Origin of the sequence: Brunnivagina elsteri CCALA 953 (assembly GCF_002289455.1) — a bacterium.
In the GTDB taxonomy this organism is placed as follows: Bacteria; Cyanobacteriota; Cyanobacteriia; order Cyanobacteriales; family Nostocaceae; genus Brunnivagina; species Brunnivagina elsteri.
In genome coordinates this window covers 1-12,109 of the sequence record NZ_NTFS01000203.1, presented here as the reverse complement: position 1 = coordinate 12,109, position 12,109 = coordinate 1, and the positions used below count along the sequence as shown (strand labels likewise).

General features: G+C 39.5%; 9 protein-coding genes, 1 tRNA gene and 2 pseudogenes. 6 read left to right on the top strand and 6 right to left on the bottom strand.

The features are described from left to right. A pseudogene (locus tag CK510_RS17595) lies at positions 1 to 261 on the top strand (methionine gamma-lyase family protein); the annotation flags it as partial. Here CK510_RS17595 and CK510_RS17590 read toward each other — a convergent pair. Beyond that, positions 257 to 1,030, bottom strand: a pseudogene (locus tag CK510_RS17590) (aminotransferase class I/II-fold pyridoxal phosphate-dependent enzyme); the annotation flags it as partial. The pseudogenes CK510_RS17595 and CK510_RS17590 sit on opposite strands and share 5 nt — an antisense overlap. 89 nt (positions 1,031 to 1,119) lie before the next feature. On the opposite strand from CK510_RS17590, the gene CK510_RS17585 reads away from it, so the two are divergent. From CK510_RS17585 to CK510_RS17570, 4 genes are all read left to right on the top strand, one after another. Then, complete coding sequence (locus CK510_RS17585; protein WP_095722941.1) at positions 1,120 to 1,959, top strand: acyl-CoA desaturase; 840 nt, start codon at positions 1,120 to 1,122, stop codon at positions 1,957 to 1,959. A 374-nt stretch (positions 1,960 to 2,333) separates the two neighbouring features. Beyond that, a complete protein-coding gene (locus tag CK510_RS17580) occupies positions 2,334 to 3,425 on the top strand; it encodes a fatty acid desaturase (protein ID WP_095722940.1) in 1,092 nt (363 codons plus the stop codon). 271 nt (positions 3,426 to 3,696) lie between these two features. Continuing rightward, a complete protein-coding gene (locus CK510_RS17575) occupies positions 3,697 to 4,818 on the top strand; it encodes a fatty acid desaturase family protein (RefSeq protein ID WP_095722939.1) in 1,122 nt (373 codons plus the stop codon). A 528-nt stretch (positions 4,819 to 5,346) separates the two neighbouring features. Next, entirely contained in the window at positions 5,347 to 6,426 is a 1,080-nt protein-coding gene (locus CK510_RS17570) for a fatty acid desaturase (protein WP_095722938.1), read from the top strand. Positions 6,427 to 7,039: 613 nt separating this feature from the next. On the opposite strand, the gene CK510_RS17565 is transcribed toward CK510_RS17570, so the two are convergent. The 5 genes from CK510_RS17565 to psbZ form a co-directional block, all read right to left on the bottom strand. After that, complete coding sequence (locus CK510_RS17565) at positions 7,040 to 8,311, bottom strand: glutamate-5-semialdehyde dehydrogenase (RefSeq protein WP_095722937.1); 1,272 nt, start codon at positions 8,309 to 8,311, stop codon at positions 7,040 to 7,042. Positions 8,312 to 8,316: 5 nt separating this feature from the next. After that, positions 8,317 to 8,724, bottom strand: coding sequence for a hypothetical protein (locus CK510_RS17560; protein ID WP_095722936.1), 408 nt, complete (start codon positions 8,722 to 8,724; stop codon positions 8,317 to 8,319). A gap of 369 nt (positions 8,725 to 9,093) precedes the next feature. Then, positions 9,094 to 9,165: transfer RNA gene (locus CK510_RS17555), tRNA-Gly, on the bottom strand. Positions 9,166 to 9,489: 324 nt separating this feature from the next. Next, positions 9,490 to 10,113, bottom strand: a complete 624-nt coding sequence (gene ribH / locus CK510_RS17550) for a 6,7-dimethyl-8-ribityllumazine synthase (protein ID WP_095722935.1) — start codon at positions 10,111 to 10,113, stop codon at positions 9,490 to 9,492. Between the two features lie 304 nt (positions 10,114 to 10,417). Further along, a complete protein-coding gene (gene psbZ / locus CK510_RS17545) occupies positions 10,418 to 10,606 on the bottom strand; it encodes a photosystem II reaction center protein PsbZ (RefSeq protein ID WP_095722934.1) in 189 nt (62 codons plus the stop codon). A 541-nt stretch (positions 10,607 to 11,147) separates the two neighbouring features. Between psbZ and CK510_RS17540 the strand changes: the two genes are divergently transcribed. Then, on the top strand, positions 11,148 to 12,109 hold a 962-nt coding region (locus tag CK510_RS17540; RefSeq protein WP_143289338.1), incomplete at its 3' end, for a DHH family phosphoesterase.

The following is a 12,109-nucleotide window of genomic DNA, read 5'->3' as shown; positions in this document are numbered from 1 at the left end:
ATAGGTAGGGAAGGTGGTGCCACATTTGACCAATTACGGTTATTGTACCAAGGTTTTTTTCTCGCACCGCAAATGGTGGGGGAAGCGGTGAAGGGTACTCACTTGACGGGTTATGTGTTCGATAAGTTGGGTTATCCCGTTAATCCTGCACCTTTTGCACCCCGTCGAGATGTGATCCAAGCAATTAAATTGGGTTCTGCGGAAAAACTAATTGCCTTCTGTAAAGCCATTCAACAGAGTTCTCCCATTGGTTCCTACCTATTCCTGGTGCAGTGAGACGACATGCAGCAGCTTCCACCAAATCAGTACGTCCAGCAACATAACCCCCAGCCGTGACAATAGTACCCCCCGGATTCTTAATCAACGAACCAGCCATTAAATCGGCACCAACATGGGTAGGTTCTTGAACTTCAATAAATTCTCCGTAGCAGTTATCTACAAAACAGACAGTGTTCGGATTTTGCAACTTGACAATATGAATAATTTTCTCAATTTCCGCAACCGATAAACTCGACCTCCACGAATAACCACACGATCGCTGAATTAAAACTAAACGGGTTTTTTCCTCTACCGCTTGACTTAAACCTTGCCAATCAACTGTTCCTTCCGCAGTCAGTTCCAATTGGCGATAACTTATGCCAAACTCGATAAGGGAACCTTGACCGTGACCCCTTAAACCAATCACTTCCTCCAAAGTGTCATAGGGTGCCCCAGCTACCGCTAGCATCTCATCACCAGGACGAAGCACACCAAACAAAGCACATGCGATCGCATGGGTTCCAGAAACAAACTGAACCCGTACCGCAGCTGCCTCAGCACCCATGACCGAAGCAAAGACTTTATCCAAAGTTTCTCGTCCTAAGTCATCGTGTCCGTATCCACTAACACCTGCAAAATGGTGCGCTCCAACCCTATGATGACGAAAGGCATCTAGCACTCGTTGGAGATTTTGCTTGACTGTCGCGTCAATTCCAGAAAAAATCTGTAACAGTGCCTGCTCTGCTTCCCGCAGTTGCTCTAAGCTGTTCATTACTACCTCGTTCTCAATTAACTAAATATTTTGCGGATTCTCGGATCGCGCTTTCATATCTCTGAACAAATCCTATTAGCGTTTACTTCATGACAATTGCTACTTCAACCAAATCCCAACTCAACTGGGTTCACATTTTATTCTTCTGTTCTTTGCACGTTGGTGCTTTGTTTGCTTTACTCCCCGGCAATTTTAACTGGCAAGCAGTCGGCGTGTGTCTCTTTCTTTACTGGTTTACAGGTTGCTTAGGCATTACCCTGGGATTTCACCGCTTAATCACCCACCGCAGTTTCCAAACCCCCAAATGGGTTGAGTATTTTCTCGCTTTTTGCGGTACACTCACTTGCCAAGGTGGACCAATTGCTTGGGTTGGTATGCACCGTATGCACCACTTGCACTCGGATAAAGAACAAGATCCCCATGATTCTAATAAGGGTTTTTGGTGGAGTCATATTATCTGGATGTTCTATCAATCTCCTGCATTTGCTGAGGTTCCACGTTTTACCAAAGACATTGGTGATGACCCAGTTTACCAGTTTTTAGAAAAAAATATGATCGCCATCCAGGTCGCCCTGGGTTTATCTTTAATGGCTATTGGCGGTTGGTCATTCGTTGTTTGGGGCGTTTTTGTTCGCCTGGTGATGGTATGGCACTTTACCTGGTTTGTTAATAGCGCTACCCATAAGTTCGGCTACAAAACCTATGAAGTTGACGACCACTCCACAAACTGCTGGTGGGTAGCATTACTTACCTACGGCGAAGGCTGGCACAATAATCACCACGCATTTCAGTACTCTGCACGTCACGGTTTGGAATGGTGGGAAATAGATTTCACCTGGATGACCATTCAAGTTCTCGAAACTTTGGGGTTAGCAACAAATGTAAAGCTAGCACCGAAGGAAAGAGTAGCTATTGGCAGTATAAAATAAGTCTGCGTGAGATGATTCTCTTTTCCCCGCCTTAGAGGGTGTTTATAAATAAAATCATGTCATTCTGTAGCTTGCTACTTACTTCTATGCGCTTGCGCGTCTACCGCGTTGCCGCAGGCTAGAATCTAGGTTTCTGGGCGTAGTCTAGAGATGGAACCCTACGGGAAAGTGTAGCGCTCCGTACAGTATGACAAATCAAAGCTTTTGGAGCTTAAGAATTATTTTATAAACATCCTCTTAGCTTTTTTTTGGCGGGGACTAATATTTGGGGATTATTATTGATATAATTCAAATCGACGTTACGAAACTTTACTACAAACTCATTTTTTTAATAATCAATGAGTGACAAGTGAGGAGATTTTCTATAGGTATTCATGACGACATCAATAGCAAATAGCGAAAATTCTCGCCAAGCTGCAATCAAAAGCATTTCTGGCGCTCTTGAATCTGATATTATTGAAAATCCGGACTTCAAGCTCAAGCATATTATCAAATCCATTCCTCGCGAATGCTTCCAGAAAGATATGGGTAAAGCTTGGGCAAAGGTAGTTATAAATGTCCTCATGGTGGCTTTGGGCTACGCAAGTTTAGTTGTGGCTCCCTGGTACCTTGTGCCATTTGCTTGGATTTTCACGGGAACCGCACTTACAGGTTTTTTTGTCATTGGACATGACTGTGGACACCGTTCTTTTTCCAACCGTCGCTGGGTAAATGATTTAGTTGGGCATTTAGCATTCGCTCCGTTAATCTACCCATTTCATGCTTGGAGAATTGGTCATAATTATCACCATAAACATACAAACAAATTGGATTTTGATAATGCTTGGCATCCAATTCGTCCAGAAGTTTATGAGAATAGTAGCCCAACTTGGCAAGTCATTTTTAAAACCTTTCTAACCAAGAAATTATGGTGGGTTGGTTCGGTTGGACATTGGGCACTGGTACATTTTGACCCAAATAATTTTTTAGAGAAAGACCGTTCTCAAATTAAACTATCGATTATTGTAGTGGCTGTATTCGCGGCTCTTGTGTTTCCAGCGTTGATTATTACCACTGGTATTTGGGGATTTATCAAATTCTGGGTAATACCTTGGTTAGTTTACCATTTCTGGATGAGTACCTTTACATACGTTCACCACACCACCGCAGACGTTCCCTTTAAGAATGCGTCGAAATGGAACGAAGCGATCGCACAATTAGCAGGTACAATCCACTGCGATTATCCAGCATGGGTAGAATTCCTCTGCCACGATATCAATGTCCATGTACCACACCACATTTCCACCGCTATCCCTTGGTATAATTTGCGGAAAGCATACAGCAGTATTAAAGACAATTGGGGAAGTTATTTACATGAAGAGTATACTTTTTCATGGTCTTTAATGAAGCAGTTAACCGATGAATGCCAATTATACGAAGAAAATGAAGGTTATTTTACTTTCAAGCAATACGAAGCTGGTAAGTAATATTAGCCGCCAAAGATGGGAAGCTAAATGTATGAAGGAGTCAGAATAAACTGATGAATATTGGTTTCAAACCCTATCTATTGTGGGCAAAATGAAATTCAAATATTCTTCAAAAGTTAAAACAAAATTTTTTCATGGGTAGATTATTCTGAATTCTAACTCCTTTTTATTGCTTCTCATCTTTGATTTTGGTGTTTAATTTTGTTGTCACCAAAAAATATCTATAACTTCCTTAAAAAGTTGTAATTCTCAAATCTAATTAATTTAATTCATGACACAAGTAAATACCAAAGTTACATTCGCTAAAAATATCGGCTTTAGAAAGCAACTCAACGAAAGAGTAGATAATTATTTCCAGGAAAATAATCTTGCCAAACGGGATAATCCGGCAATGTATTTCAAAACTTTCCTGATTTTAGGTTGGACAATTTCTGCATGGACTTTTATTATATTTGGTTCTGATATTCTCTGGCTGAAAATTCTGGGATGTATCTGTCTAGGATTGGGAATTGCTGGGATAGGCTTTAGTGTTGGACACGATGCAAACCACGGTGGTTACTCAAATAAAACATCAATTAATCGTGCGATCGCATTCTCTTACGATATCATTGGACTTTCTAGCTATTTGTGGAGATTTCGCCACAATAATTTGCACCATACATATACCAATATCTTAGGGCATGATGTCGAAATACATGGTGATGGATTGGTAAGAATGTCACCTTATATGGAGCATAAATGGTATCACAAATACCAACATATTTTCATGAATTTCATCTACTTAATTATTCCCTTTTATTGGTCATTGTCAGACGTACAAATTATCTTATTTAAACGAAAGTATCACGACCATATAGTTCCAGTTAAAACAAAAGATATACTTGTATTACTCACTGGTAAAGTGATTTGGTTAGGAATTTTTTGTGTCATCCCTCTGGTTGTTGGTTATTCACCACTAGAAGTGTTAGCTGGATTTAGCATTGCCTACATGACATATGGATTGGTAATTTGCAATGTCTTTATGCTCGCACATGTTTTAGAGCCAGTGGACTTCGTGCAACCCGAAATGCCATCGAATAATGTTGATGATGAGTGGGCAATTCACCAAGTCAAAACAACCGTTGATTTTGCACCAACAAATCAATTCATTAACTGGTATGTCGGTGGGTTAAATTATCAAGTTGTCCATCATTTATTTCCCCATATTTGCCACATTCATTATCCAAAAATTGCTCCAATTTTAGCTGAAGTATGTGCTGAATTTGGAGTTGATTACAATGTATATCCAACCTTCACAGGTGCTTTAAAAGCCAATTACGCTTTACTCAAGAAATTTGGAACTGACTCATATACAAATTTAGTTTCCCAAAAAGAGCTTGTTATCAACACCTAATTTTATTTTTGGTTTTGACCAATTCCCGTAGTTATGCAGGAATGATGTTCTTCCCGTGCCAATAATTTGGGATTATTATCTCATTTCAAATTATTGGTACTTGGTGTGATATTTTGGTTCTTCATTACTTCTTATGCTATAAACGCTTATAAAATAGCTCATATCCCTTGCTGGGCAAGGAAGATAGCTTTTAATCTTGACTTTTGAGCCTTTGGGATAAAATCAAGGTTATAACTGCCTAAAATCCTTAATTTTAAAGGAGAATCCATAATTTAACTTTACAGTTCAGCATAACATCTACGGAAGAACCGATATTTTTTCTTTCTAATGGGGTTAAAAATAACAGGCTATAAAATTTTACCTAACTAGAAAAAAATTGTATTTTTTCCAACAAAAGATGCTAATAATATTAAAGGCTAATTAATTTGAGCAAACAGCGCATTTTATTAATAAATTTTATTAATAGAAGTAAGCGCGACTATTCTGTTTTCAAAAAATATCCGGCTATCAGCGTAAAACATAGATAACGTGACATCGAATACAGTAAATTTCACCAACCAGCCAAACCTTGAATCACAAGAAGAAAGTACAAATTTACCTTTCACACTTGGAGATTTAAAAGCTGCAATCCCTGCGGAATGCTTTCAACCAAGTGTTGTTAAGTCAATGTTTTTCTTCTTCCGCGATGTTGCTGCGATCGCATTACTATATGCAATAGCCTATTATCTCGATTCTTGGTATTTCTTCCCAATTTTTTGGGTAATGCAAGGAACTATGTTTTGGGCTTTATTTGTGGTTGGACATGACTGTGGACATCAATCATTTTCTAAGCACAAATGGCTGAATGATTTAATGGGGCATATTTCCCATACACCGATTCTTGTACCGTATCATGGTTGGCGCATTAGTCACCGCACGCACCACAAAAATACGGGCAGTTTAGAAAACGACGAAAGCTGGTATCCCGTCAGCGAGTCAAATTACAAGAAAATGGATTTGGTATCGAAATTAGGACGATACTACGTATTTTTGATTGCTTACCCAATTTACCTATTTGCACGAACTCCAGGAAGAACAGGTTCCCATTTTCTCCCCAGTAGTTCCATATTCAAACCTTCCGAAAAATGGGATGTTATTACCAGCACTATCTGTTGCAGTGGGATGGTTGGTTTGTTAGGTTTCCTAACTTATCAATGGGGTTTTATATGGTTACTAAAATACTATCTAATGCCCTATTTAGTATTTGTTGTCTGGCTAGATTTGGTCACGTTTTTGCACCATACGGAACCCAGTATTCCCTGGTATCGTGGAGATGAGTGGACTTTTTTGAAAGGTGCAATTTCGACAATCGATCGCGATTATGGTTTTGTTAATCATATTCACCATGACATCGGTACTCACGTTGCCCATCACATTTTCTTGAATATGCCACATTACAATTTAAAGAAGGCAACTGCGGCAATTAAACCTGTAATGGGTGAATATTTCTTCGAGTCGAAAGAACCAGTTTGGAAATCGCTTTGGCAATCGGCAAATGAGTGTCAATTTGTACCAGATACAGGCAATAAGGTTTACTACACATTTCCTCTAAAATCAGCAAGAAAATAATTAAAATTGGTAATAAAACTTGCTTTAGTTTTGACTTTAGCCGTACTAATATGCATTAAAAATGCACATTAGCTTGTCCCTATTTTTGACAAAAGCTTTCAAGTACTATGTACCTGAAAGCTTTATTTTGTATCTGTAATTTTGGTTAAATATTCAAGATGCAGTAATTTATTGAGGTTTAACTCCCATGATTTTCAACCAACGATAGTTTGCAGCTAATGCATCTGCAAAAGTTTCATAAACTAAAAAACAGGCTCAAATATTTTACCCAAAATAGGTTTTTTATCCTAATTCACATACTTTAGCTTTTGTCAACATATATTAGTGGGTCGGTTCTCTAGGGAACACCAAAAAAACAATTTTCCGGTAGGTAAGGACATCGGTAAGATTATTTTCTGTACTGATATATTTTGCCGATTTGGAATGTTCTTTTTGAGGAAGTCCCTAAATTAGATCGCAGGCTCATTGTACTTTATCACTTAAGCGTACAAAAACATTGATTACAAAGACCAAAATTAAATATAGGTTTAATGGGGTAATGGCGAATGAGACGGTAAGCTGAGACTGGGTGCGAAGTTAATCAGTGTAGAAACTTCACGTAATTTCCTAATATTTAAAATCGTCCATTTCCCTGAACAATATGCTTAACTGTGGTCAAACTTTCCAAATTAATTAATCCACGTCGATGTCCTCTTTGATTCGACATTCCCAAAAACACCGCATCACCACGGGAAGGAGTTCGAGAAAAACGAGGAGAAGCATTAATATATGTGGAAGCACTGTTTACACCAAGAGCAAACTGCCGACTTTCTTGATAGGATTCAGTGACAATACAATCTGCATGTCCGCTACTATATTGGTTAATCCAACTAATTCCAGCTTCCAAACTATCAACAAGTTTAAAGGCAATATTTCGATTCAAATATGCACTTCCCCATTCATTATCTTGTGCTAATTGTAATTGCGGGAATGCTTCGACTAATTCTAGATCGCCTTTGATTTCAAAACCTTTTTCCTTCAAACTATTAAATAGTGTTGTTAGAGATGATGGTAATGTTTGACGGTGAATTAAGACTTTTTCAATGGCATTTACAGGATCGGGTTCGCTATTATGACTATCAATAATTGTCCACCGTGCCATTTCTAGACTACTATTCAGCGACCAATATAAATAACAATTACCGATCGCGGATTTTAAGACAGGTACGGTTGACTGACGCACTACCTGCTGGATTAAACTCGAACGTCCATAGGGAATTACCAAATTTAAATATTGTTCTTGGGTAACTAAATCGCGGGTTGATGAAGCATGTTCGCTACTGATGAACTCAATACAACCTGCTGGTAATCCAATTTCTGCGATCGCATTCTGTAATACACTAGCAATGGCAGCATTAGAATGACTCGCTTCCGTACTACCCTTGAGGATGATGCTATTTCCCGTTTTAATGCACATCCCTGCTGCGATCGCGGCTAATTCGGGAAATGCTTCGTAAACCAACGCGATCGTTCCCAATGGCATTAACTGGGAATAGGTTTGGGAATCTTCCAACTGATAATCAGCCGTTCGTACCCGTCGTAAAGGGTCAGAAAACTCCCCTAAACGCTGTAAAATCTCAACTGTCGTATCCAATCGTTGGGGAGTTAACTTTAACCAGTCCAAAATCAACTCCGGAACTGCCATTTCTCGACTCGCTTCTAAGTCGAGGGTATTCGCCTCTAAAATATCATCGAATGCGTCATTTAGTGCTTTTGCCATTGCTAGCACAGCACGACTTCGATCTATTCCTTTCGCGATCGCCAACCTCAAAGAAGCGCAATATGCACGTTTGGCACTTGCAATAGCGTAAGAGGCATCATCAAAAGCATCAGCATCAACAGTCATCGAAATTAAGGTCTATGGGTAAGCCAGAGCATTAATGCTGGCAGAATCGCCAACAATAAAGCTACCAATGCCCAAGCAAGTATTGTGTTAGTACTTGCCAAGCGTAAAGCTAACGGTAGCCATATAATCACTAGCACGAAAATAATCCCTAGCGCTACTGGTAAATAACTTTCTCCCAATTTTGGGTGAACTACATTCCAGCTGCTACCATTCCAGTGCCAAGCTTTTTTGTAAGGATAGGTGGTTGAAAGCTGCTCTAGAACCTGTCCGTTATCTTCGACTACAAAAATCTGCTGACAGCGATCGCAACCAAATGCATCTGTTAGCGTAATCGGAATTAACTTCCCCCGACGACGACAGGGACAAGGATATTCGCTATTAAAATCTAATTTTTCGGGTTTTTGTGATTGCACAAGCAAAATTAATAACTTGAGCGTGTTCTCTTAAATCAATAAGTAGATGAAAGCATTCTGCTATTTAAGCTAAAAAACTAAAATCTACTCATAATTTGTGCTTTTATAAGCCGTTACAGCCCAACAGCACATTTATTAAGTGTAGTTCATCTTACTGAAATCAGTTTGATTGTACTTAAAAATATTTACTTTTTCTTGTACACCTTTAAAACCAACACTTATGCAAAATCAGTTAACATTTTTCTGAAATACACCAGGATATCAAAAGTATGATAATTCCAAAGTTGTTCTCAAAATGCTAATTCAGCACATGATATCAAATTCATAGAACTTAAATAGTCTACTAATTGATATTTTACATTTACAAAGAGCGGGTAACGCGACTCGAACGCGCGACATCAACCTTGGCAAGGTTGCGCTCTACCACTGAGCTATACCCGCGAATAATTCACTCTTCTAATATTCACACGAGTAGATTTATTTGTCAATACTTTTTATTTAAGAATGGTGAAGACAACGAAAAAGGGACTTATGGAAAATCAGATATCCCAACTATGGACTGATGAATTTTATCATTCGTAAATAAGGGTTTCCCCGCCCCCTTATATATTCATGTACTTTTAGAGACGTATGGAAAATCAAATATCCTAACTATGGACTATGGACTTATCAATTTTATCATGCGTAAATAAGGGTGGGGAGACCCCACCCCTACAATAATTTGGGATAATTTTTATACTGGTGTTCCATGCCCAATTCCCAAAATTAACCCATTCCTTCCGATTCCTTGGCTAAGTCACCTAAATTTGCGCTTTTGAGCGATGGGGGAAAGGATTGTGAGTTGCCAGGATAGCCACTACCTAACTGCGATACTCCAGAGGAATCGTTATGGGTAGCTTGATTCCCCAAAGAAGTACGTAATTGTCGCATTAAAGTACCCATTTCGATCGCACTCATTGCGTACTCCCAACCAAGGTTACTTTTAATACCAGCACGTTCTAAGGCTTGCTGCATTGTATCGGTTGTCAGCACACCAAAAACGACAGGTACACCTGTTTGAAAACCAGCAGCAGCAATCCCTTTGGCAACTTCAGATGAAACATACTCAAAATGAGGAGTTTGTCCACGAATCACAGCACCCAAACAAATAATCGCATCATAACGATGGGAAAGTGCTAATTGACGCGCAACAACAGGAACTTCAAAACTACCTGGAACCCAAACATAATCAACTTGGGAACCTTGGGGATTTACATCAACACCGTGACGCTTCAAGCAATCTTGACATCCTTCCAGTAACTTGGTTGTCACCAAATCGTTGAATCTACCAATCACTAGCGCAAATCGTAAAGATTCCGTCTGGGTAAAAGTTCCCTCAAATACAGCCATGATTGCCTCTTAAACTAACTAATTAACTATAAGTTCTTGCAATATATATTTCCAGAAGCAGGGCAAAACCCGAATTTTTTGGAAAAAATTATTGGGAATTGGGGATTTTCCCTTACTCTCTCTTTCCCCTTTTGAACCGCAATACTTCTACAATTAAATAGCAGAGAAGCCAAGGTAAAAGTAAAAAGTACAAGGAAAAAGAAACATATGTCCTTTTATCCTAAACACTTAACCCTTATCCTTGATGGCTCCTCTGCTACTAATGTTGCGGAGATTAAATTTCGGTTTGAGGATGAGCAGTGACTTAAACTACTAAGAAGTTTAAAGCACCAACTAAAATCACCAACGCGAACCAAACTCCCGAACCAACCCAAAGCAGTTTTTTGGATTCAATCCAGTTCTGTGGTGTGGCATAGGCGACAGGAACACCTACAACCATTAAAAACGACACCAGTACAAGAGCCAAAAGTGCAAATTGGAATATAAAAGCCATTTTCTCTTCTCCTAAGACAGCTATTTTTAAGATTAGGATATTTTACGACACAAAGATTACTGTCCGTGACATACTCCTACAGTGTAGGCTTCTCACCCAATCCGGCTATTGCTTAGGAGGGGATGAGCTTTAAAGAACGGGATGCCCCTCCGCTCTGTTCAAATTATAAAATATTTTGCTCTTTGCTTGATAATAATTTTAATTGTTACGGCTATGCCATAAGGTATTAAAATCATCCTCTCCCAACTCACTCGTCTACCCGTAGGGTATACGCAGAGAGGCTTCTGTAAGTAGCAAGCTACAGTATGACAGAAGTCCAGATTTTACCCTTTTGCAGTATACATCCCGACACCAATTCGAGTAATATGGTGCGGAGCTTCTACTGTTTCAGCTAATAAATTGTAAGGTATCAGAATTTTCAACACTGTGGTTAATGTCTAGGAATTAATAGTTAGTGGTTATTTGTCAATATTTATTTGCCATTCGTTACCAAGTCATTAGTTCTGGGTAATTAACCTTCTTCCCAATCCCCCTTAAGATTATGGATTTAATATTGTGTCACACGACTGTTGATTTTGATGCACTAGGGGCTGCGGTGGGGCTGTCGCGGGTAAATGGGGGATGTAAAATTGTGTTAGCGGGAGGGGCACATCCACCTGTCCGCAAATTTTTGGCTTTGTATCGTGATGAATTCGCTTTAATTGAACGACGTTCGGTAAATCCCCAGCAGATTAGCTCGCTTTACGTAGTCGATACCCAAAATCGCGATCGCATTGGTAAAGCCGCAGAATGGTTCGATTTACCCCATCTTGAAAATATCATCATCTACGACCATCACCCTGACCAAATCAGCAATATTCCCGCAACAGAAACCCATATCGAAGCAGTGGGAGCAACCACAACTCTGATTGCTGAACTATTGCAAAAATCTCATATTTCCCTAACTCCTGCCGAAGCTACGGTGATGGCTCTTGGTATCCATGTTGACACTGGCTCCCTGGTTTTCGACAATTCCACATCCCGCGATGCCGTGGCTTTGGGATGGTTGATGCAGCAAGGGGCAAATTTAACGGTAGTTAATGAATATCTCGATCCAGGTTTATCACCACAGTTACAGCAATTACTCAAGATTGCGCTGGAAAAACTCGAATATTTGTGTTTGCCTGGATGTACGATCGCTTGGGTAATTTTACGTACTGATAAGTTTGTGCCTGGATTATCAAGTTTGGCTTCCCAGTTATGTGCGATCGCAGAAATAGATGTACTTTTTTTAGCCCATGAATTCCCTGTGGGAAGTGAAAAAGAGAAACCTTTAAACGAAAAACGCTTAAGCATAATTGGACGCAGCCAAAATCCTCACATCAAGCTCAACGAAATTTTTCAACCCTTCGGAGGAGGGGGACATTCCCAAGCTGCATCACTGAGTTTACGTAGTGTTAATACCCAAGAAATTATCAACCAGCTTCTAGACACGGTAAAAGCTCAAATACCCCAACCTCTCAC

Excerpts from the sequence above, each read along its gene's own strand:
- CK510_RS17585 (WP_095722941.1), top strand. The coding sequence starts at position 1,120 with ATGACAATTGCTACTTCAACCAAATCCCAACTCAACTGGGTTCACATT.
- CK510_RS17565 (WP_095722937.1), bottom strand. The coding sequence starts at position 8,311 with ATGACTGTTGATGCTGATGCTTTTGATGATGCCTCTTACGCTATTGCA.
- ribH (WP_095722935.1), bottom strand. The coding sequence starts at position 10,113 with ATGGCTGTATTTGAGGGAACTTTTACCCAGACGGAATCTTTACGATTT.
- CK510_RS17580 (WP_095722940.1), top strand. The coding sequence starts at position 2,334 with ATGACGACATCAATAGCAAATAGCGAAAATTCTCGCCAAGCTGCAATC.
- CK510_RS17575 (WP_095722939.1), top strand. The coding sequence starts at position 3,697 with ATGACACAAGTAAATACCAAAGTTACATTCGCTAAAAATATCGGCTTT.
- psbZ (WP_095722934.1), bottom strand. The coding sequence starts at position 10,606 with ATGGCTTTTATATTCCAATTTGCACTTTTGGCTCTTGTACTGGTGTCG.